Origin of the sequence: Streptomyces sp. NPDC023838 (assembly GCF_040639555.1) — a bacterium.
In the GTDB taxonomy this organism is placed as follows: domain Bacteria; phylum Actinomycetota; class Actinomycetes; order Streptomycetales; family Streptomycetaceae; genus Streptomyces.
The window spans coordinates 176,130-200,043 of record NZ_JBFAAD010000012.1; the positions used below are offsets into that span (position 1 = coordinate 176,130).

A 23,914-nucleotide genomic window follows, 5' to 3' on the forward strand; every position below is an offset into this window, starting at 1 on the left:
CGGCCGACGGCTGCCGGGCGCCCCCATGCCGCCGTCGTACAACCGCCGCCCGGGCCAGTGCCGCCCCGGTGCCGCACGATCGCCGACACGGCCACGAGCGCCCCCCACGCCGCTGTCGTACGCCCGCCGCCCGGACCAGTACCGGTCCGGCCGTTCGATCACCGACTGGTAGCCGGAGAGCGAGGTCTTCTGGCGGTCGGTCGGTTGCGCGAGGTCGCCGCGCGTGCGGTCGCCGCCGACCGTGCGGTCTTCGCCGCCCACAGCCTGCGCGCCGTCTGACGGGTGCCCGGCCGCCGGTTGGGCGCCATCTGACGGAAGGGTCACCCTGCAGCCCACCAAAACAGGTGATAACCGGTCAGATACCCCTACGGTGGCCGGGTGACCGAGCCTCCCGCAGCGAAGCCTCCCGCAGCGAAGCCCACCGTCGCGCTGCGCGCGACCGCCGCCGGTACCGCCGTCTCCCTTCTGCTGATCCTCGCCGTCGTCTTCGGCAGCCGCCGCCTCGAGGACTTCGACTCCGCCCTCCTGCCGTACGCCTGCGCCACCGTCTTCCTCGCCTTCGGCGTCGCCTACCGCTACACCGTCTGGATCTCCTCCCCGGGCGCCCGCCGCCTCTTCGGACAGGGCTGGCGCAGCCTGTTCTCCGCCGCCAACTTCCGCCGGGCGCCGACCGCGCTGCCCAGGATGGCCGCCACCTACCTCGGCTTCCAGAAGTTCCTGGGCGCCCGCTCGCACGCCCGCTGGGCCGCCCATCAGCTGATCTTCTGGGGCTGTCTGCTGGCCGCCGCGATCACCTTCCCCCTCACCTGGGGCTGGTTCACCTTCACCTCGTCGACCGGTTCCGGACCCGACTACGAGATGCGGCTCTGGGGAGTGAAGCTCCTCGGCTTCGACTCGCTGAACATCATCGGATGGCTGATGTTCCACGGCCTGGACATCGCCGCCGTCCTGGTCATCCCCGGCGCCTCGTACTTCCTGTGGCGCCGGATGAAGGACCGCGGGGCGATCACCGGCCAGCGGTTCGCCTACGACCTGGTCCCGCTGATCCTGCTGATCGTCATCTCCGTGACCGGCCTCCTCCTCACCTTCTCGTCGATCTTCCTGCACGGCGGGGGCTACGAGTTCCTGGCGCTGCTGCACATGGTGTCGGTGGTGCTGACCCTCATCTACATCCCGTTCGGGAAGTTCTTCCACATCATCCAGCGGCCCGCCGCCGTCGGGATGCAGCTGTTCAAGTACACCGCCCGCCAGGACGAGCAGATCTTCCACTGCCGCCGCTGCGGCCAGCCCGTCGACACCGCCCCCTACGTCGAGAACCTGCGGGGGACCATGCGCGACCTGGACCTCGGCTTCGACGGCTGGGCCGAGTACTGCCCCCGCTGCAAGCGGGTGCTGCGCGGCACCGCCTACCTCGCGCACGTCAAGAAGGGCTACAAGTGAACCGGCTCCCGCTGGACCCCTCCCTCGCCCCGCCCGGCACCCGCAACTTCCGCGACGCGGGCGGCATCCCGGCCGACCGGTGGCACGCCGACCAGAACGGCGAAACCCTCGTCCCCACCCACTGCTGCTTCTGCGGCGTGCAGTGCGGGATGTATCTCCGCGTCGACCGCGGCGGCAAGGTCTTCGGCGTCGAGCCCCGCAACCACGACATCAACCGGATGCGCCTGTGCCCCAAGGGCATCAACGCCTACCAGCAGGTCAACCACCCCGACCGGCTCACCGCCCCGCTGCTGCGCCGGACCCGCGACGAGCCCTTCCGCGAGGCGTCCTGGGAGGAGGCCCTGGACTTCACGGCCGCCGAGATCCGCCGCATCCAGGCCGCCCACGGCAACGACGCCTTCGGACTGCTCGGCGGGGCCAGCCTCTTCTCCGAGAAGACCTATCTGGTCGGCAAGTTCGCCCGCGTCGCGCTCAAGACGCGGCACGTCGACTACAACGGCCGGCTCTGCATGGTCTCCGCGGCCGGCGCCAACAAGCTCGCCTTCGGCATCGACCGGGCCGCCAACCCCTTCTCCGACATCCTCCTCACCGACTGCCTGCTCATCGCCGGGTCCAACGTCGGCGAGTGCTTCCCCGTCATGACCCAGTACGTGTGGGGAGCGCGCGACCGGGGCGCCTCGCTGATCGTGGTCGACCCCCGAGAGACGGCGATCGCCCGCACCGCCGACATCCACGTCGCCCTCAAGCCCGGCACCGACTCGGCGTTCTTCAACGCGCTCCTCCACGTGGTCATCAAGGAAGAGCTCGACGACGAGGCCTACATCGGCGCCCACACCACGGGCTGGGAGGCGGTCCGCGACAAGGCGATGGAGTATCCCCCGGAGCGGGCCGCCGAGATCTGCGGGGTCCCGGCCGCCCAGATCGTCGAGGTGGCCCGCACCTTCGCGCGCGCCCCCAAAGCCATGGCCTGGCACGCCCGGGGCATCGAGCACCACTCGCAGGGCGTCGAGAACTGCCTCTCCGTGATCAACCTCTGCGTCGCCACCGGCAACCTCGGCAGGCCCGGCGCCGGCTACGGCACCATCACCGGCCAGGGCAACGGCCAGGGCGGCCGGGAGCACGGCCAGAAGGCCGACCTGCTGCCGGGCGGCCGCTCCATCATGAACACCGAGCACCGCCGGCAGATCTGTGAGATCTGGGGCATCGAGGAGTCCGAACTCCCGCCCGCCGGAACCTCGATGATGGAAATGGTCCATCAGATGCGCCGCCAGGAGATCCGCGGTCTGATTGGCATCTGCAACAACCCCTTCGTCTCCCTCCCGAACTACACGACCGTCAAGGACGGCTACGACACCCTCGAATTCCACGCCCAATTCGACTTCTTCCTCTCCGAGACCGCGACCAACGCGCACGTGGTCTTCCCCGTCACCACCTGGGCCGAGGACGAAGGCGTGATGGCCAACGCCGAGGCCCGGGTCGTCAAGCACAACAAGGCCCAGGAGCCACCCGCCGGGGTCCGCACCGACACCTGGGTGATCTGTCAGCTGGCCCAACGCCTGGGCGCGGGCGACAAGTTCGCCTTCCCGGGCTCCCGCGAGGTGTTCGACGAGCTGCGCGCCGCTTCCGCCGGGACGGTCAACGACTACTACGGCATCACCTACGAGCGCCTGGAGGAGACCGGCGGGATCGTCTGGCCCTGCCCCTCCACCGACCACCCCGGCACCCCCCGCCTCTTCGAGGACGGACGGACCTGGCACCCCGACGGCAAGATCCATATGCAGGTCGTCGAGTGGCACCCGCCGATGGACCCGTACGACGACGAACACCCCCTCTCCCTCACCACCGGCCGGACCGTGGCGCACTTCCTCTCCGGCAACCAGACGCGCAGGCTCGGCGCCCTCGTCGAGCAGACCCCGCGCCCCTGGGTCGAGGTCCACCCCTCGCACGGCTTCCGCAACGGCGAGCCGGTCCGCGTCGTCACCCGGCGCGGCAGCGAGGTCTTCCCCGCCCTGGTCACCGAGGCGATCCGCCCCGACACCGTCTTCATCCCGTACCACTGGCCGGTTCCCACGGCCGCCAACGCGCTCACCATCGACGCTCTCGACCCCCGTTCCAAGATTCCCGAGTACAAGGTCTGCGCCTGCCGCATCGAGCCCGGCGACCGGGTCGCCGAGGTCCCCCCGCCGCCGACCGCGCCTGGCCACAGGGCCTGTCCGGAGGCCCAGGCCTCCCGCACCGACCCGCTGCCGCCCACGTCCCCGCAGGGGCGCGGCACCTCCGAGAGGAGCTGACGCCGCGATGATGGGCAGAACGATCTTCATCGACCCCGGGCGCTGCATCGGCTGCCAGGCCTGTGTCTCGGCCTGCCGCGAGTGCGACTCGCACCGGGGCAAATCCATGATCCATCTCGACTACCCCGACGAGGGGCACTCGGTCGCCTCCCTTCCCACGGTCTGCATGCACTGCGAGGACCCGGTCGCCCCCTGCGCCGAGGTGTGTCCCGCCGACGCGATCCTGGTGACCGCCGACGGCGTGGTGCAGCAGGCCGACACCACCCGCTGCATCGGCTGCGCCAACTGCGTCAACGCCTGCCCCTTCGGCGTACCGAAGATCGACCTCCAGGCGAAGCTGCAGATGAAGTGCAACCTCTGCTACGACCGCACCGCCTACGGCCTCGCCCCCATGTGCGCCACGGTCTGTCCCACCGGAGCCCTCTTCTACGGAACCGTCGAAGAGCTCCGCGCCGAGCGCCCAGGCGTCCAGGTCGCCGACTCCTTCACGTTCGGCGATGTCGTCGTGTCCACCGGAGTGGCGATGGTCGTCCCCGCCGACAAGGTCCAGTGGCCGGTCCCCGGCGGCCTCCCGATCGTCGAGGTGAACGGAAGGAAGGTCCGATGAGCCCGACGGAACAGCCTCCGGGGGGCGGCGGCCCCGGTGGATCCCGTGGCTCCGGCAGCTCCGGAGGAACCGGCGCTCCCGGTGGACCACGCGCACCCGGTGGATCCGGCGCACCCGGCACACCCGGTGGAGCCGACGGGGCCGGTGCCCCGGGCGCACCCGCCGCCTCCCGCGCTCCCGGCGGGAACGGTCAGGGCGCCGCCGCCCCCTGGCCCGACCCCGCCCAGGAGGCGTTGCGCGACCGCGTCTTCGCCGCCTCGCTCACCACCCGCCGCGACTATCTACGGATCGTCACCACCGTCTCCGGCGGACTCGCCGTCGGGGCGGTCGCCGTCGCCGGGGGTGTGCTCCACCGGCACGGCGACAGCGCGGACGCCCCCGAGCCCAAGCGCGTCGCCGACCGGCTCCGGCCCGGCGAGTCCATCGCGTTCCGCTTCCCCGGCGAGGACGACCGGGCAGTCGGTGTCCGCCTCAAGGACGGCACCCTCGTCGGCTACTCCGCCGTCTGTACGCATCTGGCCTGCGCGGTGCTGTGGCGCAAGGACCGGGGCAACGACGGTGAGCTGTACTGCCCCTGCCACGAAGGCGTCTTCGACGCCCGCACCGGCGAGGTGACCGCCGGACCGCCGCCCCGCCCGCTGCCGAAGGTGCTCCTGGTGGAGGAGATCGACGGCAGCGTCTGGGCGGTGGCCACCACCCGCTCCGGCGAGAGCGTCAAGGCCGCCATGTGCCGGCAGTTCGCCGAGCAGCGCCCGGACATGGCGGCCCGGATCGGCTGCCCGGGGACGCTCTCCCAGACCGGGAGGAGCGAGCGGACATGAGCGCCGACACCGGCCCGGGCGGGAGCGGCGACGCCACGGTGCCCGCGCCGCCCCCGTACACCCCCGGCAGCGCCCAGCCCCGTCTCAACCGTCCCGTACGGGAGCGGTATCCCGAGATCCGTCCCACCAGTGGGTACGGCGATCCCCGGACCCGCCGCACCGGCCCCGGGCCCGGCGCGGGCAGCGAGCAGGAGCCCGAGCGGTCCTCGAAGCTGACCGCCCGCCTCGTCCTGGCGATCACCGTGGTCGTCGGCCAGCTCTGGGGGCTGTCGGTGATCGTCAACGAGTGGATGAAGGGCCACACCGGAACCGCCTGGTGGGGCACGGGTTTCCTCGGCCTGTCGTTCCTCGTGGTCCTCGGCCTCTGGCTGCTCGACCCGAAGGACCGCTGACGGGAAAGGAGAAGACGGGGAGAGGAGGGGAGAGGAACACGGAAGCAAGTGCGAGTGGGGGAGCAAGGGCGAGCGGGGGAGGGAGTGCCAGCGGAGGAGTAGGTGCGAGCGCGGCGGCGAGAGCGAGAGCGAGCGCGTGCCGAAGCCGTCGCCGCACCGGCCGTCGCTGCACCGGCCGTCGCTGCACCGGCCGTCGCCGCACCGGCCGTCGCCTCGCCGGCTGTCGCCGCACGGGCCCTCACCGCGCCGGCCGTCGCCTCGCCGTACCCTGGAGGTATGAGTACCGCCCCCGCCCCCGGACCGCGCGATGCGAAGCCTGCGTCCGACCCGAAGCCCAGGCCCAAGCTGGACTTCGACGATCCGTTGGACCAGCAGTCCTCGGACGATACGGACCGCGGGTGGGGCGAGCGGGCCCCCGCCACCGGCAGCGCCGCCGATCTCGCGCGCTTCCTCGACGAGAAGCCGCCCCACCACATCTGACGGCCGTCCCGCCCCGGCCGGGGCCCGTGCGCTACGGCGCGCTGTGTCCCGAGCCGCGCTGGGAGATCAGGGCGTCGCGGATCTCCTTCAGCACCTCCAGCTCGCTGACCTCCATGGTCTCCTGGACGCCTTCCTTCGCCCGGTCCCGCTGGGCCCGCCTGGCCAGGACCTTGGCCATCGGCAGAACCATCAGGAAGTACACGACGGCTGCCGTGATGAGGAAGGTCAGCACGGCGCTGAGGACCAGGCCCCACATGATCGGGATGCCGGAGACCGCTTCGCCGGTCTTGGAGTCGAATGCACACGGGCCCTTCAGGCACGAGCTGTAGCTGTTCAGGTCCTTCGTCCCGAACGCGCCGACCAGCGGGTTGATGACGCCCTTCACGACCGAATTCACGACGGCGGTGAAGGCGGCGCCGATGACCACCGCGACGGCCAGGTCGATCACATTGCCGCGCATCAGGAAGGCCTTGAAGCCCTCCAGGACGCTGCCGTCCTTCTTCTCGTCGGTCACGAGTGAGCCTCTCTTCGCAGGTGCAGGGGGTGGAGCGAACCGTTCCGCAACCTACGTCAGCGCAGGGTCTCGCTGTCCAATCCGCGTATGCGGACAGGGGACGTGACAGGAAGTCAGTACGATTCGGCGCTCGGTCCCCGTAGTTCAGCACCACGTCGTAGTTCAGCACCACGTCACCACCAGCCGGGAGGTCGCACCCGCGCCCGCGAGCGTCGTCGCCGTGGCGCGTGGGACGGACAGGACGACCAGGGCGCCCTCGTCGGAGGAGGGCCCGCGCGGCCGGGGGACGTCGGTCACCCGCGCGCCCGAGGCCACCACGCGCGCCGGACTCGCGCCATCCGAGGGCGAGTCGGCCGCCGCGATCACGTCGACCCGGTCGCCGGGCCGCAGCAGCCGCACGGTCTCCGCGTCCGCGATCCGTACCGGCGCGGAGACCACCTCGACGGCGACGGCCTTGCGGGCGGGCCGGGATGCCGCCGGACCGTGGGCGCCCGGAGCTGCCACTCCGGCGGCGCCCGGGTCCGGGCGACCCGAACCGTGCGCACCCGAGGCCGTGAGCACGGCTGCCGCGACCGCGAGCCCGGCCGCGAGGGCACGCCGTCGGCGCCGCACAGCCCGCCGTAGCCGGTGCTGTCCGCCGCGCACCCGCAGCGGCGGGAACACGGGGACGCCGAGCGGGGCAGGGGCAGGGGCAGGGGCAGGGGAGGACGGCATGGACGTACGGGACATGGCTGGTCACCACCGATCGTGAGGAGCGGGTGCTGCTCGAACGCTCCTCACGATCCCCGCCCGGCCAACTTCCCGCCGAGCCCTGTGGATTACTCCCCGACTGTGGACAACTTCGTCACCCGGGAGGGGAGATCAGCCCCGGCCGGATCGCAGTCGCCGACCCCAGGCCCCGATCGCAGGCCCCGATCGCAGGCCCGGACCGGACGGCCGCCGCCGGCCAAAGCATTCGACCGCAGGCCCGGACCGCCGCCCCCGACCGCAGCATCCGCCCGCCGCGCCCGCCGCCCCCGACCGCAGGCCCCCCGGCCCCCGGCCCCCGGCCCCCAGTCCCCGGCCCCCTACGGCAGCCGAATCCCCGTATCCAGCCCCTCCAGCGCCCGCGTGCACAGGCAGTCGCGCTCGCCCGTCGGCAGGGCCGCCACCGCGTCGAAGAGGACCGAGCGGAGACGGTCCACATTGGCCGCGAAGACCCGCAGCACCTCCTCGTGGGAGACGCCCTCGCCGGTCTCCGCGCCCGCGTCCAGGTCGGTGACCAGGGTCATCGTCGTGTAGCAGAGCCCCAGTTCGCGGGCGAGCACCGCCTCGGGGTGCCCGGTCATGCCCACCACCGACCAGCCCATCGCCGCGTGCCACAGCGACTCCGCGCGCGTGGAGAAGCGCGGGCCTTCTATGACGACGAGCGTGCCGCCGTCCACCGGCTCCCAGTCCCGCCCCCGCGCCGCGGCGAGCGCGGCCTTGCGGCCCTCGGGGCAGTACGGGTCGGCCAGCGCCACGTGCACGACGTTCGGGACCGAGCCGTCGGGCAGCGGGTAGCCGTCGTAGTACGTCTGGACGCGCGACTTCGTCCGGTCCACCAGCTGGTCCGGCACGAGCAGCGTCCCCGGGCCGTACTCGGGCCGCAGCCCGCCCACCGCACACGGGCCGAGCACCTGGCGCACGCCCACCGAGCGCAGGGCCCACAGGTTGGCGCGGTAGTTGATGCGGTGCGGCGGGAGGTGGTGGCCGCGGCCGTGCCGGGGCAGGAAGGCGACCCGGCGCCCGGCGATCTCGCCCAGGAACAGGGAGTCGCTGGGGCTGCCGTACGGGGTGTCGACCTGGATCTCGGTCACGTCCTCCAGGAACGAGTAGAAGCCCGAGCCGCCGATGACGCCGATCTCTGCGTTGGTCACGCGCGCGTTGGTCATGCGCAGCACCCTAGCCGGGGCGGTCGGCGGCCAGAACGGGTGCCGCCGGGACGGGTGCGGGCATGCCAAGACCCCGCCGTCGGGGACGGCGGGGTCCGGTGTGTCCGGGGCGTGCGGCCGGGTCAGGCGGCCGACGACGAGCTGGTGGAGCTCGACGACGCGGAGGACGACGAGGACGTCGAGGCGGCCGGCTTCGCGTCGGAGCCCGACGACGTCGACGGCTTGGCGGCCGAGGACGCGGGCGTGCTGCTCGACGAGGCGCCACGGCTGTCGTTGCGGTAGAAGCCGGAGCCCTTGAAGACGATGCCGACGGCCGAGAAGACCTTCTTGAGGCGTCCGTCGCAGCTCGGGCAGACGGTCAGGGCGTCATCGGTGAACTTCTGCACCGCCTCGAGGCCTTCGCCGCACTCGGTGCACTGGTACTGGTAGGTCGGCACTTGTCTTCCTCCTGGCACTCTCACTCGATGAGTGCTAACGACGGTCCATAGTGACGTATTCCGCTGGATCAGTCCACCGTCACGGGAACTCGGTGACCGACGCCACTACGGGCGACGGTCCGTCCCGAGGAGCGCGGAGCGAGCCGCGAGCGCAGCGAGACCAGGGTGACCAGGGCGAGCGCGGTGCCCGCCATGGGCACCAGGAAGCCCGCGCTGGAGCCGTGGGCGTCGGCCAGCCGGCCGGCCACCGTGACGGCGCCGGCCTGGCCCAGCGCCACGGCGCCGGTCAGCCAGGTGAAGGCCTCGGTCCGGGCGGAAGCCGGGACGAGCGACTCGACGAGCGTGTAGCCGGTGATCAGCGCCGGGGCGATGCAGAGGCCGACGATCAGCCCGAGGCCACCGAGCAGCACCGCGGAGTGCATGGCCCACAGGCCCGAGGCGGCCAGGGTCAGTCCGGTGTAGCCGGCGATCAGCCGCGTCCGCGGAGCGGACTTCCAGGCGATGGCGCCGCAGGCGATGCCCGCCAGCATGTTGCCCGCGGCGAAGATCCCGTACAGCAGGCCGTTGGCGCCGGGGTTGCCGATCTCCTCGGAGAACGCGGTCAGCGAGACCTGCATGCCACCGAAGACCGCGCCGATGCCGAGGAAGGACACGGCCAGGACCCGCACACCGGGGATGGAGAGCGCGGAGACGTGCTCCACGCGCGCGTGGCCCTCGGCGGAACGGCTGGGCTGCGGCTGGGTGCGGTGCTGGGAGGCGAAGAGCAGGCCGCCGACCAAGGTCAGCGCGGCTTCGGCGATCAGTCCGGCCGCCGGGTGGACGCCGGTGCACAGCGCGGTGGCGAGCACCGGGCCGATGACGAAGGTGAACTCGTCGGTGACCGACTCGAAGGCCGCGGCCGTGGACATCAGGGGCGAGCCGTCGAGCTTGGCGGCCCAGCGGGCCCGGACCATCGGCCCGATCTGCGGCACCGAGGCGCCGGTCGGGACGGCGGCCAGGAACAGCGCCCACAGCGGGGCGCCGGCCAGCGCCAGCGAGATCAGTACGGCGCCCGAGGCGGTGTGCACGAGGACGCCGGGGAGCAGGACGGCCCGCTGGCCCAAGCGGTCGGCGAGCTTGCCGCTCTGGGGCGCGAAGAGGGCCATGGAGACGCCGGTGACGGCGGCCACGGCACCGGCGCTGCCGTACGAGCCGGTGGTGTGCTGCACGAGGAGCACGATGCTGATGGTGAGCATCGCGAAGGGCTGCCGGGCGGCGAAGCCGGGCAGGAGGAACGTCAGTGCGCCGGGAGTGCGCAGGAGCTGCCCGTAGCCCGGGCGACGCTCGGAAGTGACCGTGGATGCCACGGCCCTTGCCTTTCTGCCGCCTGGTAGCGCGCCCCTGGTACGGGTGAGTACGGGCGTTGCCGAGAGCTGTCCTCTTGCGCGGAACTGCGGTAGATGCCGGGGCCCACTGCGGAGCCTCCGACCGCCATACGGTCGCGCCAGCTCTGCGTCAGGCAGAGTTGGTCGATCAGTAGTGTGCCTTCATGGTACAGGGGGATTCGGCTCCGCGCCTGTGAAAGCGCACGGATGGCCAAGATCACACCTGTGATTAGCCGGATCTCCTTCCGGCTGTTCCCTGATTCGATGGACGCGGGACTACTCCCAGGCGGCCCAGGCGGCCCCACGGCCCAGGCGGCCCCACGGCCCAGGCGGCCCCACGGCCCAGGCGGCCCCACGGCCCAGGCGGCCCCACGGCCCAGGGGCCCCACGGCCCCGGAGGCCCTACCGGTGCGAGCCCGTGCCCCCCGTACCCAGCCAGCCCGCCAGCTTTCCGCCCTGGCCGACCGCCCGCAGCCGGGCCTCGGCCGCGTCCCGTACCGGATCCGTCGCCACCACGAGCAGCTCGTCGCCGCGCCGCAGCACGGTCGTCGGTCCCGGCACGAAGCTCTTTCCGTCCCGTACGACCAGGGTGACCGCGGCCCCGGGCGGCATCCGCAGCTCGTGCACCTCGACGCCGTGCATCCGCGACTCGGACGGGATCGCCACCGACAGCAGATGGCCGCGCAGCCGCTCCAGGGGCGCTGACTCGATGCCCAGGTCGGAGGCGGTCTCGATGTCCGAGATCCGCAGCTTGCGGGCGAGCCACGGCAGCGTGGGGCCCTGGACGAGGGTGTAGACGACGACCAGGACGAAGACGATGTTGAAGACGCGCTCGCTGCCGTCGATCCCGGAGACCATCGGGATCGTGGCCAGGATGATGGGCACGGCGCCGCGCAGGCCCGCCCAGGACATCAGGGCCTTCTCCTGCCAGGGCATCCTGAACGGCGCCACGCTGAGCAGCACCGCGAGAGGCCGGGCCACCGTCGTCAGGACCAGACCGATGATCACGGCGGTCCAGAAGTCGTCGGGCAGCTCGTGCGGGGTGACCAGCAGGCCGAGCAGGACGAACATGCCGATCTGGGCGATCCAGCCGAGGCCGTCCGCGAAGCCCCGGGTGGCGGGCCAGTGCGGCAGCTTGGCGTTGCCGAGGACCATCGCGGCCAGATAGACGGCGAGGAAGCCGGAGCCGTGGGCCATGGCGCCCGCCGCGTACGCGGTGAGGGCGATCGCCATCACGGCGATCGGGTAGAGGCCGGAGGCGGGCAGCGCCACGTGCCGCAGGCCCCAGGAGCCGAGCCAGCCGACCGCGAGGCCGACCCCGGCGCCGATCGCCAGCTCAAGGGCGATCTTGCCGGCCAGTACGTACCAGGAGTCCACCGGGCCGGGCGTGGAGAAGGCGACGACCAGGATGACCACCGGGGCGTCGTTGAAGCCGGACTCGGCCTCCAGGACGCCGGTGATCCGGGACGGCAGAGGGACCTTGCGCAGGACGGAGAAGACGGCCGCGGCGTCCGTCGAGGAGACCACCGCTCCGATGATCAGTGACTGCCGCCATTCGAGCCCGACCAGATAGTGCGCACCGGCCGCGGTGACCCCCACGCTCACCGCGACACCGACGATCGACAGCGCGACGGCTGCCGGCAGCGCCGGGCGGATCACTTTCCACTTGGTGCCCAGGCCACCCTCGGCCAGGATCACCACCAGGGCGGCATAGCCGATGACCTGGGTCAGCTCGGCGTTGTCGAACTGGACGTCGAAAATCCCGTCCTGTCCTATCGCGATCCCGATGCCGAGATACAGGAGCAGGCTGGGGAGCCCGCTGCGGGAGGAGACGCGCACCGCCGCGACGGCGATGAGCAGGACGAGCGAGCAGATGAGCAGGAGCTCGTTGAGATGGTGGACAGTCAGTGGCCGATCCTTCCCCTCACGCGCCGTCAGGCGCCCTCACGCACAGGTGCCGGAACGATTCTCCGGCCCACCGGTACTTCGTTACCTTACCTAATCTTTGACGAGTTCTTTACGTATGACGGTGTCAGCCGGACGGGCTGACGCTCATACAAGACACCGCGTCCGGGGCTGTCAGTCGCTGCGCCTATGGTTGCTCCAGCACCTAGGACCACCCTGCCCCTCGAAGGACAGCGATGCCCTCCAACACAACCGCCCCTTCCACCAAGACGAAGGTCAGGAAGAAGGGACGCCGCGCCCGTCTGCTCCTGATCGTCCTGGTGCTGGCGCTCGTCGCGGGTGTCGGTTACGGCGCGTACTGGGGCGTCAGCACCGTGCGCGCCTCCTTCCCGCAGACCACGGGGTCGATCCAGCTCAAGGGCCTGACCGGCAACCCGGTCGAGGTCAAGCGCGACGACTACGGGGTGCCGCAGGTCTACGCGGACAACGACAGCGACCTCTTCATGGCCCAGGGCTTCGTCCAGGCCCAGGACCGCTTCTGGGAGATGGACGTCCGCCGCCACATGACCTCCGGCCGGCTGTCGGAGATGTTCGGCAAGGACCAGGTCGAGACCGACGCCTTCCTGCGCACTCTCGGCTGGCGCCGGGTCGCGCAGCGGGAGTACGACACCAAGCTGTCACCCCAGACGAAGAAGTACCTCCAGGCGTACGCCGCCGGTGTCAACGCCTACCTGGAGGGCAAGGGCCCCAAGGACATCTCCGTCGAGTACGCGGCGCTGGACTTCGTCCACGACTACAAGGTCGAGAAGTGGACGCCGGTCGACTCGGTGGCCTGGCTCAAGGCCATGGCCTGGGACCTGCGGGGCAACATGCAGGACGAGATCGACCGGTCCCTGATGACCAGCCGCCTCACGCCCCAGCAGATCAAGGATCTGTACCCGCCGTACCCGACGGCCACCCACCGGCCGATCGTCGACGGCGGCTCGGTCAACAAGATCACCGGCAAGTACGACCCGAACCGTGAGCCGGGCAGCGGCTCCGGGGCCGGGTCGGCCCTCCAGGGGGCGACGCAGGGCGCCCAGGCGCAGCTGGCGCGGCTCTCCGACAGCCTCGACAAGATTCCGGCGCTGCTCGGCCCCAACGGCAGCGGCATCGGCTCCAACTCGTGGGTCGTCTCCGGCAAGTACACGACGACCGGCATGCCGCTGCTCGCCAACGACCCGCACCTGGCGCCGATGATGCCGTCCCTCTGGTACCAGATGGGCCTGCACTGCCGTACGGTCTCCGCGAGCTGCGGCTACGACGTGGCGGGCTACACGTTCTCCGGCATGCCCGGTGTGGTCATCGGCCACAACCAGGACATCTCCTGGGGGTTCACCAACCTCGGCGCCGACGTGACCGACCTGTACCTGGAGAAGATCGCTCCCGGCGGCACCTACCTGTACGACGACCAGCAGAAGGCCCTCGCCACGCGCGAGGAGGTCATCAAGGTCGCCGGCGGCAGGAGCAGGACGATCACCGTGCGCGAGACCAACAACGGCCCGTTGGTCTCCGACCGTGACGACGAGCTGGAGAAGGTCGGCAAGAAGGCCCCCGTGGGCACCTCCGCCCCGGACCGGGGCGAGGGGTACGCGGTGGCCTTGAAGTGGACGGCCCTGGAGGCCGGCAAGTCCATGGACGCCGTCTTCGAGCTCGACCGCGCCAAGGACTTCAAGTCCTTCCGGGCGGCCGCCAAGGACTTCGAGGTCCCCTCGCAGAACCTGATCTACGCCGACACCAAGGGCCACATCGGCTACCAGGCACCGGGGAAGATCCCGGTCCGAGCCAAGGGCTTCGACGGCTCCGTGCCCGCCCCCGGCTGGGACTCCAGGTACGACTGGAAGAAGTACATCCCCTTCGATCAGCTGCCGTACGAGTTCGACCCGAAGCGCGGCTACATCGTCACCGCCAACCAGGCCGTGATCGACGAGAAGAAGTACCCGTACCTGCTGACCAAGGACTGGGGCTACGGCACCCGCAGCCAGCGGATCAACGACCTCATCGAGTCGAAGACCAAGGACGGCGGCAAGGTCTCCACCGAGGACATGCAGAAGATGCAGATGGACAACAGCAGCGAGATCGCCGCGCTGCTGACGCCCGCGCTGCTCAAGGTCGACATCTCCGACCCGGCCATACGCGAGGCGCAGAAGCTGCTCGAAGGGTGGGACTACACCCAGGAGTCGGACTCCGGAGCGGCCGCCTACTTCAACGCGGTGTGGCGCAACGTCCTCAAGCTGGCCTTCGGCAACAAGCTCCCCAAGGAGCTGAGGGTCGAGGGCGAGTGCCTGAACGTGCGCCCGCCGGACAGCTCGGGCCCGGTGGACGACCTCAACGGGCTGGTGCGCGAGTGCGGCCAGCGCGACGCGGACTCGGCGCAGCCCGACGGCGGCGACCGCTGGTTCGAGGTGGTCCGGCGGATCTTCAACGACGAGAAGAACGCCTGGTGGCAGACGCCCAAGAGCCGTCTGGACCCGGCCACCAAGACCCGTGACCAGCTGCTGGCGCGCGCGATGAAGGACGCCCGCTGGGAGCTGACGGCCAAGCTCGGCAAGGACGTCACCACCTGGAGCTGGGGCCAGCTGCACCAGCTGATGCTGAAGAACCAGACGCTGGGCACCGACGGCCCCGGCATCGTCCAGTACCTCCTCAACCGCGGCCCGTGGAACCTGGGCGGCGGCGAGGCGGCGGTCAACGCGACGGGCTGGAACGCGGGAGGCGGTGACTACTCGGTGACCTGGGTGCCGTCGATGCGGATGGTGGTGAACCTGAAGGACTTCGACAAGTCGAAGTGGATCAACCTCACCGGCGCCTCCGGCCACGCCTACAGCGCGCACTACACCGACCAGACCGGCAAGTGGGCCAAGGGCGAGCAGCTGGACTGGTCCTTCAGCGCCAAGGCCGTCGGAGCCTCGACGGTCGACACGCTGACGCTCACGAAGTGAGCGCCGGCACCGGGTGAGCTGAGGCTCAGGCCGTGAAGCGGGTCACGCCCTGCGGGGTGACCACCACGTGTACGGGGTGGTCGTGCGGTTCCTCCGGGACCCGGGCGACCACCTCGTTCGCGTACAGGAGCACCACGCGCGCGGGGTCGTGGCCCGCCGCGTCGATCCGGGCGAGCACCCGGTCGTACGAGCCGCCGCCCCGGCCCAGCCGCAGCCCGCGCGCGTCGACGGCGAGGCCCGGCAGCAGCACGGTGTCGGCGTCGAGGACGGCGGCCGGGCCGAGCCGGGGCCCCGACGGTTCGAGCAGCCCGCGTGGGGCCGGTTCGAGCCGGTCCGCGCCCTCGTACTCCGCCCAGTCCAGGTCATTGTCCGATTGCAGTACGGGCAGCAGGACGCGGACACCACGCGCGCGCAGCGCGTCGAGCAGCGCGTGCGTCCCCGGCTCGCGCCCCACGGAGACGTACGCGGCGACGGTGCCGGCCGCCGCGAGCTCGGGAAGCTCCAGTGCCTGGCGTGCCAGGACCTCGGCCGCGCCGCGGACGTCGTCCTGCGTCAGGAGGCGCCGGGCGCCCAGGAGTTCCGCGCGCAAGAGGGCCTTTTCGGATGCACCATCACTCACAGTGTTTTCACAATCCCCTCAAATGCCTGTTTATGAGCCTGAATTAACCGGAGGATAATCTTCCGCCCATACGCAGCGGTTAGTGTGCTGCGCATGACTCAGTCGCCCCCACGGATCACCAAGGCTGTCATTCCGGCGGCAGGCCTCGGCACCCGGTTCCTGCCGGCCACCAAGGCCACGCCCAAGGAGATGCTGCCGGTCGTCGACAAGCCCGCGATCCAGTACGTGGTCGAGGAGGCGGTCGCCGCCGGACTCTCGGACGTGCTGATGATCACGGGGCGCAACAAGCGTCCCCTGGAGGACCACTTCGACCGGAACTACGAGCTGGAGGAGGCCCTCTCCCGCAAGGGCGACGAGGCCCGGCTCGCCAAGGTCCGCGAGTCCAGCGACCTCGCCGCCATGCACTACGTGCGCCAGGGCGACCCCAGGGGCCTGGGCCACGCCGTGCTGTGCGCGGCGCCGCACGTGGGCGACCAGCCCTTCGCCGTACTCCTCGGTGACGACCTCATCGACGCGCGCGACCCGCTGCTCTCCCGGATGGTGGAGATCCAGGAGCGCGAGGGCGGCAGCGTGATCGCCCTGATGGAGGTCGAGCCGTCCCAGATCCATCTGTACGGCTGCGCGGCCGTCGAGCCCACCGGCCACGGCGACGTCGTACGCATCACCGGCCTGGTGGAGAAGCCCGACCCGGCGGACGCGCCCAGCAACCTGGCCATCATCGGCCGGTACGTCCTGGACCCCGCGGTCTTCGCGATACTGCGCCAGACCGAGCCGGGCCGCGGCGGTGAGATCCAGCTGACCGACGCGCTCCAGCAGCTGGCCGCCGACGAGAAGGTCGGCGGCCCGGTGCACGGCGTGGTCTTCAAGGGCCGCCGCTATGACACCGGCGACCGCGGCGACTATCTGCGTGCCATTGTCAGACTCGCGTGCGAACGTGAAGACCTGGGCCCCGACTTCAAGGCCTGGCTTCGCAGTTACGTGACCGAGGAGATGCAGGCACCTTGAGCAACACGATCTGGTCGGTCGACGAGCACCTGGAGGACGTCCTCGCCGCGGTGGAGCCGCTCGAACCCATCGAGCTGCAACTGCCCGACGCCCAGGGCTGCGTCCTGGTCGAGGACGTCACGGTGCCGGTCGCGCTGCCGCCCTTCGACAACAGCTCGATGGACGGGTACGCGGTGCGCGTGGCCGACGTGGCGGGCGCCAGCGAGGAGTTCCCCGCGGTGCTGACCGTGATCGGCGACGTCGCCGCGGGCAGCGGCGAGCTCCCGTCCGTCGGCCCCGGTGAGGCCGCCCGGATCATGACCGGCGCCCCGCTGCCGCCCGGCGCCGAGGCCGTCGTCCCGGTCGAGTGGACCGACGGCGGTACGGGCGAGGGCGCCGCCACCGGGATGCGCGCCGCCAGTGGCGCGCCCGAGGGCGCGAGCGGCGAGGTCCGAGTGCACCGGCCCGCCGAGGCCCGCGCCCACGTCCGCGCGCGCGGCAGCGACGTGCAGGCGGGCGACCTCGCCCTCGCGGCCGGGACGGTGCTCGGCCCGCCCCAGATCGGCCTGCTCGCGGCGATCGGCCGGGGCACCGTGAAGGTGCGCCCGCGCCCGCGCGTGGTCGTCCTGTCGACCGGCAGCGAACTCGTCCAGCCCGGCGAGAAGTTGGCCGAGGGCCAGATCTACGACTCCAACAGCTTCGCGCTCGCCGCCGCCGCGCGCGACGCGGGAGCGATCGCGTACCGGGTGGGCGCGGTCACCGACGACGCCGAGACGCTCCGCGCGACCATCGAGGACCAGCTGATCCGCGCCGATCTGCTGGTCACCACGGGCGGCGTGAGCGTGGGGGCGTACGACGTCGTCAAGGAGGCGCTGTCCTCGGTGGGCGACGAGGACGAGCCGGGCAGCGGCATCGACTTCCGCAAGCTCGCCATGCAGCCCGGCAAGCCCCAGGGCTTCGGCTCCATCGGCCCCGACCACACCCCGCTGCTCGCCCTGCCGGGCAACCCGGTGTCGTCGTACGTCTCCTTCGAGCTCTTCGTCCGCCCGGCGATCCGCACCCTGATGGGCCTGCCGGACGTGCACCGGCCACGCGCGCGTGCCGCGCTCCGCGTCGACAAGGCGCTCTCCTCCCCGGCGGCCCGGCGCCAGTTCCTGCGCGGGACCTATGACGCGAGCGGGTCGGCCGTCACGCCGGTCGGCGGCTCCGGATCGCATCTGATCGCCGCCCTCGCCCAGGCGGACTGCCTCATCGTCATTCCCGAGGACGTCACTTCGGTGGAGCCCGGCTCCGAAGTGGAGGTGGTCCTGCTCGGCTGACCGGGCCGGGGTGGCGGTACCGTGTCTGCCCACACAGGCCGGACCGGGAGCGCCACACCATGAGTACGCAAGGCAGGCTGACGCACATCGACGAGGCGGGTGCGGCCCGTATGGTCGATGTCTCCGAGAAGGACGTGACGGCCCGCACCGCGCGCGCGAGCGGACGCGTACGCGTCTCGCCGCGCGTGATCGAGCTGCTGCGCGGCGAGGGCGTGCCCAAGGGCGACGCCCTGGCGACCGCCCGGATCGCCGGAATCATGGGCGCCAAGCGCACCCCGGACCTGATCCCGCTCTGCCACCCGCTCGCGGTGTCCGGGGTGAAGCTGGACCTCACGGTCGCGGACGACGCGGTGGAGATCCTGGCGACGGTGAAGACGACCGACCGCACGGGCGTCGAGATGGAGGCGCTGACCGCCGTCTCGGTGGCCGCGCTGACCGTCGTCGACATGGTGAAGGCCGTAGACAAGGCGGCCGTCATCACGGACGTACGGGTCGAGACGAAGACCGGCGGCAAGTCCGGCGACTGGTCCCGCCCCGAGCCGGAAGGGGCGACGCCGTGACGGCGCCGGGCGCGCGAGGCGGCACGGCGGCATCGGACGGGGCCACCGAGGCCGCACCGGGCGGGGCCACCGAGGCCGCACCGGGCGGGGCAGCGGGCGCGCCCGCACCGGCGGCCCCCGCCCGCCCCGGCGTGGAGAACGCGCCCCCGTTCCCCGGCGACTCCGCGGCACTCGGCGGCGCGCTGCTCGCCCCGTACGCCGCGCTCGTCGTCACCGCCTCCAACCGCGCGGCGGCCGGCGTGTACGCGGACAAGGGCGGCCCGATCCTCGCCGAGGGCCTGGCCGGGCTCGGCTTCGCCGTGGACGGGCCGCTGGTCGTGCCCGACGGCGACCCCGTGGAGCAGGCGCTGCGCGCGGGCGCGGCCGCCGGGTACGACGTCATCGTCACCACCGGCGGCACCGGCATCTCGCCCACCGACCGCACCCCCGACGCCACCCGCCGCGTCCTCGACTACGAGGTCCCCGGCATCCCGGAGGCGATCCGCGCCGAGGGTCTCGCGAAGGTTCCGACCGCCGCGCTCTCGCGCGGGCTCGCCGGGGTCGCGGGCGGACGCACGCTGATCGTCAACCTGCCGGGCTCCACCGGCGGCGTCCGTGACGGACTCGCCGTCCTGGAGCGGCTGCTGCTGCACGCCGTCGACCAGATCCGGGGCGGCGACCACCCCAGACCCGCGGGGAGCCCAAGCTGAACGTCCCATCGTGGCCGGTCGAGCTGGCGGACGGCGATGTGCTCCTCCGCCCCATAAGACTGCGCGACCAGCGGGCCTGGCGCGAGGTGAACCGGCGCAATCGTGAGTGGCTGCGGCCCTGGGAGGCGACCATTCCGCCGCCCGCGCCGGGCGCCCCGCCCGCCCAGCGGCCCACCTACCGGCAGATGGTCCGGCACCTGCGCGCCGAGGCGAACGCGGGCCGGATGCTGCCGTTCGTGATCGAGTACCAGGGCCGCCTGGTCGGCCAGCTCACGGTCGCCGGGATCACCTGGGGCTCGATGTGCTCGGGGCACGTCGGCTACTGGGTCGACCGCGAGGTGGCGGGGCGCGGCGTCATGCCGACGGCCGTCGCGCTCGCCACCGACCACTGCTTCCGTACGGTCGGGCTGCACCGCATGGAGGTCTGCATTCGCCCCGAGAACGGGCCGAGCCGGCGGGTGGTGGAGAAACTCGGATTCCGCGAGGAGGGCCTGCGCCCGCGCTATCTCCACATCGACGGCGGATGGCGGGACCACCTGGTGTACGCGCTGACGGCGGAAGAGGTGCCGGAAGGACTGCTGCACAGGTGGAAGCAGGCGCGCCGGGCGCACCACGAGAAATGAAATAAACGTTCGAATTCGGTCGCCGTATGACCATGAACCGATCCGAAGAATCACAAAAAAAGCCGGTGATATCAGCCAGATCGTGCGACACACCGGCTCAATTGGCGTATCCCTTCGCGCCCGTCCCTCTACCGTGTGGGGTGTGAGCAGCAGCGGCCTCATTTACGCAGTCATCGTCGGGGCCTGGGCCGCCTACTTGGTGCCGATGTGGCTCCGCAGGCAGGACGAGCTCAATGAGGCCCGTCCGACGGAACGCTTCAGCACCGCCATCCGGCTGCTGTCCGGACGGTCGGCCATGGAGCGCAGGTACGCCAGGGAGCTCAGGCAGCGAGGTTCCGGCGGCCCCACCCCCGACGCCGACCCGGACGCGCCCACGGAGTCCCTCGCGGACTCCGGCCAGGGCGTCGACGTCCGGGACTTCGCCGTGCCCCGACAGCACCCGACGGGTGCCGGAGCCCAGCGCCCGGCCAGGCGGGAGGCCCCGCGCCCGGAGGAGCCGCGCCGCGAAGAGGCGCACCACGAGGACCCGCCCCACGGCGACCAGCACCCGCACCCTGAGCAGTCGCGCTCCGAGGAGCGGCACGGGGGCGAACGTCACGGGGGCACGCGGCACGGTGGCGAGCGCCGTGGTGAGGAGCGACCCGGGGGCGCGCGGCAGTCCGACGGGCGCCGGCGCAACGGCCGTTCCGCGGCCGCCGCCGAGCGTGCCCGGCGCGCCCGGCGCAGCGCGGTCCTGGCGCGCCGCCGCCGTACGACGGTGCTCCTCTTCCTCGCGTTCACGCTGGGCGCGGTCGTCGCGGCGGTGGGCGGCCTCGGCTTCCTGTGGGCGCCCGCGGCCCCGGCCGTCCTGCTCAGTGCGTACATCGTGCATCTGCGGGCGCAGGAGCGGCGGCGGTTCGCGTTCGTCATGGACCGCCGGCGCGCCGAGGCGGCCGCGCAGCGGCTGCGCGAGCGCCAGCCGCGCCGCCAGAGCGCCGCCGTCGCGGAGACCGAGGACGAGCCGGAGCCGCACCCCACCCCGGAGCCCGAGCCCGTCGTCTCCCCGCAGGAGGCCGACCGGCGCGCCCTGGTGGAGCAGACCGACCACGCCGAGTGGGTCGACCAGCAGCGCGAGCGCGGCCCCGAGCGCGGCGACAGCTGGGAGCCGGTCCCGGTGCCGCTCCCGACGTACGTGACGGCCCCGGTCGCCCCGCGCGCCACCGGCAGCATCGACCTGGGCGCCCCGGACACCTGGTCCTCGGCCCGCTCCTCCACCGCGGACCCGACGCCTCCGGCCCCTCCGGCGCCGCGTCGGCGCACGTCACCGAGCAGCCGCCGCACCCCGCTCTTCGACCAGTACGCGGACGACGACCGCCCCCGCGCGGCCAACGAGTGACGCCCGTCTCGCTGACCAGCGGCGACCGGATTTCCAAGCACCCCTCTCGGGGTGCTAATGTTTCACCCGTTGCAAGGGCCTGTGGCGCAGTCCGGTAGCGCACCTCGTTCGCATCGAGGGGGTCAGGGGTTCGAATCCCCTCAGGTCCACAACAACAGGGAAGAGCCCCTGTCGGAGAGATCCGGCAGGGGCTCTTCTCCTATGCCCGGCCGGCCCGTTCGGGCCCGGCCGCCTCGGCCCGCCGACAGGAGTCCGCCGGCGGGAGTCCGTGCGTCAGGGCTTGTGGAGCCGGAGGCGGAAGTCGGGGCAGGTGTCGGGGTCGAGGTCCTGGTAGAGGTCCGTGCGGGTGGCGTCGGTGCCGATGGTGAGCTTGTCGAGGGTGTCGCCCTGAAGGAACAGGTCGGGCTTGGTGAAGTGCAGCCGCAGCAGCGCGCGGTGGGTGGACGCCGTGGCCGACTCGATCTCCCAGGTGCCGGAGCCGTCGAACGTGTCGCCCAGCTTCGCGCGGTGGTAGTCGCCGGTGGGCCACTTCTCCGCCCGCATGGCACCGCCCGGGGACAGCGTCAGGCGCACCCCGTCGGCCTCGTGCGCGCCCTCGTAACGACCGATGAGTTCGTCGGGGGTGGCGGACTCGGCGGCGACCGGGACACAGCGCTTGAGGGCGTCGGAACCGCACGCGGTCAGCGGGGCGGCGAGGAGCGCGAGGGCGGCGACGGCCCCGAGGGCGCGTCGGGAGTGGTGGGGCACGGTGCTTACTTCCCTGCTGCCGGGATGCGTTCGGTCCACGTCATCTGCTGTCCGACGGTGGAGAAGACGCCGTCCTCGCGGTTCGTCTTCTTGAGCCAGTCGTAGTAGCCGACGAAGTGGAGGAAGGATTCGTTGCTGGTCTTGTTGTTGAGCGTGTACTCGACGACGAGGGAGCCGTCCGGGTCCTGGCCCTTGACCGAGTAGTCCAGGGAGTACGAGCCGACGAACGCCTCGCCCAAGTGGTCCTCGTCGCCGGTGGCGATCGCCGGCAGGTCGGTGAGGAAGAGCTTCTCCAGGGCGCCGATCTTTCCTCCCTTGGAGATGGAGTAGGCGACGGTGCCCTGGTCGTTCCCGTCCTTGCGCCAGTTGGCGAGGGTGTCCGCCCGGAGCTGCTCCATGCTGACGCTGGACTTGATCAGCTCGGTCATCCGGTCGCCGTCGTGGTACTCGCGGTCGCGCGGCCCGCTGCCGGTGACCCAGTCCAGGCCGAGGGAGTACGGGTCGTCGCTCTGGGGGAACGGGTGCGGGTCCTTGCCCCGCATCGCGAGGTCGAAGGCGTTGTAGTCGGCCTGGTTGATCGTGTTGGTCGTGTCGATGTTCGTGTGCTGCGGGGCGGTGTTGAACCAGTCGCCGAGCCCGACGTCCGACATGAGCGAGAACGCCAGGTTCCGGTCGGCGACGACGCCCCGCTTCACGATCTCGACGATCTCCCGCTGGGCGTCCTCGATGGCCTTCGCGTCGTCCGAGCCCTTCTCGATCACCTTGCAGACACCGTGGACCATGTCGGGGGAGACGGCGCCGTCCTTGTCGATGTACAGACCCCTCTCCACGGCGCGCCGGACGGCGTCCTTGAGGTCCTTCTGTACGGCCTTGAGTTCGCCGAGCGCGTCGTCGAGGACGCCGACGGCCGCCTGAGCGACCTTGGCGGCCGCCTCGATCTGGCGCTCGATGTCGTCGATCATCCGCCAGGCGTACGGAGCGGCCGCGCCCTCCCAGTAGCCCTTGTCGCGCAGCGGCGTGAGCACTTCGTCATGGACCCGCTTGGGCAGCTTGGCCAGGTCCGTGTGCGTGGTGCGCCACTGGTCGGCGAGCTTCTGCAGCGGGTCGAGGTCGGTGTCCAGGATCTCCCGGTAGAACGACGGCATTACAGCCCCTCCAGCTTCGAACGGCGCGGCGCGATGCCCCGGAGTGACTCGTCCACGGCGTGGTCCGTCACGTGGTAGTCCCGGGCGCCCACGCGCAGGCTCTCGGAGATACGGGCCAGCCAGCCGGCCACGGTGCCGGCCTGCTTCTCCCACTGCGTGCCGGCCGTGCGGATGGCCTTGGCCGACTCCCAGCCGTCCATCGCCGCCGACGCCTTCCGCGCGGGGTCCTCCAGCGCGGCGGCGGGCTTGGTGAAGGCCGTGTGGATCTCGTCCGCGCGGCCCGCCGCCGCGGTGAGGACGCCGGGCGCGATGCGGAGCGTGTCCTGGGGCGGGCCCTGGAGCGGCGGCTTGAGGAAGGGCGACCCCGTGAGCGGGGGGCCCTGGAGGGACGGGCCCTGGAGGGGTGGCTTGAGCAGGGGGGAGCCGGTGAGCGGCGGGGTCGAGCCCGGGAAGACCGGGGTGAGCGGGTCCGTATAGCTGTCGGCGGGCGGGGCCTTGGTGATGCCGGCGGCCCACTCGGAGTGGTGCCGCTTCAGCTCGTCCGGCGAGAGCGGCAGCTGGGACGGTTCGGGCAGTGTGTCGTCGCTCATGTGAATCCCCCGTGCGGTGCGCGTGCGATCAGCAGCCTAACCGCTGGTGGGGGATGGGCTCATGACAAGCCGGCCCGGGTGCTCGGCCGGGTGCCCGGGGGGGCACGTCGGGGCCGCT

At 71.8% G+C, this 23,914-nt stretch carries 23 protein-coding genes and 1 tRNA gene; 14 read left to right on the forward strand and 10 right to left on the reverse strand.

Translation table 11 applies throughout. The features are described 5' to 3' along the window. Positions 1–378 precede the first annotated feature (378 nt). The 6 genes from AB0G17_RS17700 (at position 379) to AB0G17_RS17725 (ending at position 6,031) form a co-directional block, all read left to right on the forward strand. Positions 379–1,440, forward strand: coding sequence for an MFS transporter (locus AB0G17_RS17700; RefSeq protein ID WP_361382789.1), 1,062 nt, complete (start codon positions 379–381; stop codon positions 1,438–1,440). Next, complete coding sequence (locus AB0G17_RS17705; protein ID WP_361382792.1) at positions 1,437–3,731, forward strand: molybdopterin oxidoreductase family protein; 2,295 nt, start codon at positions 1,437–1,439, stop codon at positions 3,729–3,731. Before AB0G17_RS17700 ends, AB0G17_RS17705 begins: the two co-directional genes overlap by 4 nt. A gap of 7 nt (positions 3,732–3,738) precedes the next feature. After that, the gene (locus tag AB0G17_RS17710; protein WP_361382795.1) at positions 3,739–4,338 is read left to right on the forward strand and encodes a 4Fe-4S dicluster domain-containing protein; all 600 of its coding nucleotides are present in this window, start codon (positions 3,739–3,741) and stop codon (positions 4,336–4,338) included. A 233-nt stretch (positions 4,339–4,571) separates the two neighbouring features. Then, positions 4,572–5,159: a Rieske (2Fe-2S) protein gene (locus tag AB0G17_RS17715; RefSeq protein ID WP_361382798.1), complete on the forward strand. Its 588-nt coding sequence runs from the start codon at positions 4,572–4,574 to the stop codon at positions 5,157–5,159. Then, positions 5,156–5,551, forward strand: coding sequence for a hypothetical protein (locus AB0G17_RS17720; protein ID WP_361382801.1), 396 nt, complete (start codon positions 5,156–5,158; stop codon positions 5,549–5,551). The genes AB0G17_RS17715 and AB0G17_RS17720 overlap by 4 nt, the downstream gene beginning before the upstream one ends. A gap of 276 nt (positions 5,552–5,827) precedes the next feature. After that, positions 5,828–6,031, forward strand: coding sequence for a hypothetical protein (locus AB0G17_RS17725; protein ID WP_361382804.1), 204 nt, complete (start codon positions 5,828–5,830; stop codon positions 6,029–6,031). Between the two features lie 31 nt (positions 6,032–6,062). Here AB0G17_RS17725 and mscL read toward each other — a convergent pair whose 3' ends face one another. The 6 genes from mscL to AB0G17_RS17755 all read right to left on the reverse strand — a co-directional run bounded on the left by mscL (position 6,063) and on the right by AB0G17_RS17755 (position 12,197). Continuing rightward, positions 6,063–6,545, reverse strand: a complete 483-nt coding sequence (gene mscL, locus AB0G17_RS17730) for a large conductance mechanosensitive channel protein MscL (RefSeq protein WP_361382807.1) — start codon at positions 6,543–6,545, stop codon at positions 6,063–6,065. Positions 6,546–6,707: 162 nt separating this feature from the next. Next, entirely contained in the window at positions 6,708–7,274 is a 567-nt protein-coding gene (locus AB0G17_RS17735; RefSeq protein ID WP_361382810.1) for a hypothetical protein, read from the reverse strand. A gap of 338 nt (positions 7,275–7,612) precedes the next feature. After that, positions 7,613–8,458, reverse strand: coding sequence for an S-methyl-5'-thioadenosine phosphorylase (locus tag AB0G17_RS17740; protein WP_361382813.1), 846 nt, complete (start codon positions 8,456–8,458; stop codon positions 7,613–7,615). 122 nt (positions 8,459–8,580) lie between these two features. Then, the gene (locus AB0G17_RS17745) at positions 8,581–8,895 is read right to left on the reverse strand and encodes an FmdB family zinc ribbon protein (RefSeq protein WP_361382816.1); all 315 of its coding nucleotides are present in this window, start codon (positions 8,893–8,895) and stop codon (positions 8,581–8,583) included. Positions 8,896–8,963: 68 nt separating this feature from the next. Beyond that, positions 8,964–10,241, reverse strand: coding sequence for an MFS transporter (locus AB0G17_RS17750; protein WP_361382819.1), 1,278 nt, complete (start codon positions 10,239–10,241; stop codon positions 8,964–8,966). A gap of 420 nt (positions 10,242–10,661) precedes the next feature. Next, positions 10,662–12,197 carry a potassium/proton antiporter gene (locus AB0G17_RS17755; RefSeq protein ID WP_361382893.1) on the reverse strand — a complete coding sequence of 512 codons (1,536 nt, stop codon included), beginning with the start codon at positions 12,195–12,197 and terminating at the stop codon, positions 10,662–10,664. Positions 12,198–12,400: 203 nt separating this feature from the next. Here AB0G17_RS17755 and AB0G17_RS17760 point away from each other — a divergent pair, with 203 nt between their 5' ends. Beyond that, positions 12,401–15,145: a penicillin acylase family protein gene (locus AB0G17_RS17760; RefSeq protein WP_361382822.1), complete on the forward strand. Its 2,745-nt coding sequence runs from the start codon at positions 12,401–12,403 to the stop codon at positions 15,143–15,145. A 25-nt stretch (positions 15,146–15,170) separates the two neighbouring features. Here AB0G17_RS17760 and AB0G17_RS17765 read toward each other — a convergent pair whose 3' ends face one another. Further along, entirely contained in the window at positions 15,171–15,764 is a 594-nt protein-coding gene (locus AB0G17_RS17765; RefSeq protein WP_361382825.1) for a 5-formyltetrahydrofolate cyclo-ligase, read from the reverse strand. A 93-nt stretch (positions 15,765–15,857) separates the two neighbouring features. On the opposite strand from AB0G17_RS17765, the gene galU reads away from it, so the two are divergent. The 7 genes from galU (at position 15,858) to AB0G17_RS17800 (ending at position 21,463) form a co-directional block, all read left to right on the forward strand. Then, positions 15,858–16,769, forward strand: coding sequence for a UTP--glucose-1-phosphate uridylyltransferase GalU (galU, locus tag AB0G17_RS17770; RefSeq protein WP_361382827.1), 912 nt, complete (start codon positions 15,858–15,860; stop codon positions 16,767–16,769). Further along, positions 16,766–18,067: a gephyrin-like molybdotransferase Glp gene (gene glp / locus AB0G17_RS17775; RefSeq protein WP_361382830.1), complete on the forward strand. Its 1,302-nt coding sequence runs from the start codon at positions 16,766–16,768 to the stop codon at positions 18,065–18,067. Before galU ends, glp begins: the two co-directional genes overlap by 4 nt. A 59-nt stretch (positions 18,068–18,126) precedes the next feature. Further along, a complete protein-coding gene (gene moaC / locus AB0G17_RS17780; protein WP_067160100.1) occupies positions 18,127–18,627 on the forward strand; it encodes a cyclic pyranopterin monophosphate synthase MoaC in 501 nt (166 codons plus the stop codon). A 182-nt stretch (positions 18,628–18,809) separates the two neighbouring features. Next, positions 18,810–19,316 (forward strand): MogA/MoaB family molybdenum cofactor biosynthesis protein, encoded by a 507-nt coding sequence (locus tag AB0G17_RS17785; protein ID WP_361382896.1) that lies wholly within the window; start codon positions 18,810–18,812, stop codon positions 19,314–19,316. Continuing rightward, on the forward strand, positions 19,313–19,939 hold the full coding sequence (locus AB0G17_RS17790; protein ID WP_361382899.1) for a GNAT family protein: 627 nt from the start codon (positions 19,313–19,315) through the stop codon (positions 19,937–19,939). The genes AB0G17_RS17785 and AB0G17_RS17790 overlap by 4 nt, the downstream gene beginning before the upstream one ends. Before the next feature lie 142 nt (positions 19,940–20,081). Continuing rightward, positions 20,082–21,314: a gephyrin-like molybdotransferase receptor GlpR gene (gene glpR, locus AB0G17_RS17795; RefSeq protein WP_361382834.1), complete on the forward strand. Its 1,233-nt coding sequence runs from the start codon at positions 20,082–20,084 to the stop codon at positions 21,312–21,314. 75 nt (positions 21,315–21,389) lie between these two features. Beyond that, positions 21,390–21,463 (forward strand) — tRNA-Ala (locus AB0G17_RS17800). A gap of 124 nt (positions 21,464–21,587) precedes the next feature. Here AB0G17_RS17800 and AB0G17_RS17805 read toward each other — a convergent pair. The 3 genes from AB0G17_RS17805 to AB0G17_RS17815 are packed head-to-tail and all read right to left on the reverse strand — an operon-like array spanning position 21,588 to position 23,796. Beyond that, entirely contained in the window at positions 21,588–22,061 is a 474-nt protein-coding gene (locus tag AB0G17_RS17805; protein ID WP_361382837.1) for a hypothetical protein, read from the reverse strand. Positions 22,062–22,066: 5 nt separating this feature from the next. Beyond that, positions 22,067–23,206 carry a hypothetical protein gene (locus tag AB0G17_RS17810; RefSeq protein ID WP_361382840.1) on the reverse strand — a complete coding sequence of 380 codons (1,140 nt, stop codon included), beginning with the start codon at positions 23,204–23,206 and terminating at the stop codon, positions 22,067–22,069. Beyond that, positions 23,206–23,796 carry a hypothetical protein gene (locus AB0G17_RS17815; protein WP_361382842.1) on the reverse strand — a complete coding sequence of 197 codons (591 nt, stop codon included), beginning with the start codon at positions 23,794–23,796 and terminating at the stop codon, positions 23,206–23,208. The genes AB0G17_RS17810 and AB0G17_RS17815 overlap by 1 nt, the downstream gene beginning before the upstream one ends. Positions 23,797–23,914 lie beyond the last annotated feature (118 nt).

What these genes read in the sequence shown, in the direction of transcription:
- AB0G17_RS17710 (WP_361382795.1), top strand. Translation starts at nt 3,739, where the DNA reads ATGATGGGCAGAACGATCTTCATCGACCCCGGGCGCTGCATCGGCTGC.
- AB0G17_RS17720 (WP_361382801.1), top strand. Translation starts at nt 5,156, where the DNA reads ATGAGCGCCGACACCGGCCCGGGCGGGAGCGGCGACGCCACGGTGCCC.
- AB0G17_RS17725 (WP_361382804.1), top strand. Translation starts at nt 5,828, where the DNA reads ATGAGTACCGCCCCCGCCCCCGGACCGCGCGATGCGAAGCCTGCGTCC.
- AB0G17_RS17735 (WP_361382810.1), bottom strand. Translation starts at nt 7,274, where the DNA reads ATGTCCCGTACGTCCATGCCGTCCTCCCCTGCCCCTGCCCCTGCCCCT.
- AB0G17_RS17740 (WP_361382813.1), bottom strand. Translation starts at nt 8,458, where the DNA reads ATGACCAACGCGCGCGTGACCAACGCAGAGATCGGCGTCATCGGCGGC.
- AB0G17_RS17760 (WP_361382822.1), top strand. Translation starts at nt 12,401, where the DNA reads ATGCCCTCCAACACAACCGCCCCTTCCACCAAGACGAAGGTCAGGAAG.
- galU (WP_361382827.1), top strand. Translation starts at nt 15,858, where the DNA reads ATGACTCAGTCGCCCCCACGGATCACCAAGGCTGTCATTCCGGCGGCA.
- moaC (WP_067160100.1), top strand. Translation starts at nt 18,127, where the DNA reads ATGAGTACGCAAGGCAGGCTGACGCACATCGACGAGGCGGGTGCGGCC.
- AB0G17_RS17810 (WP_361382840.1), bottom strand. Translation starts at nt 23,206, where the DNA reads ATGCCGTCGTTCTACCGGGAGATCCTGGACACCGACCTCGACCCGCTG.
- AB0G17_RS17815 (WP_361382842.1), bottom strand. Translation starts at nt 23,796, where the DNA reads ATGAGCGACGACACACTGCCCGAACCGTCCCAGCTGCCGCTCTCGCCG.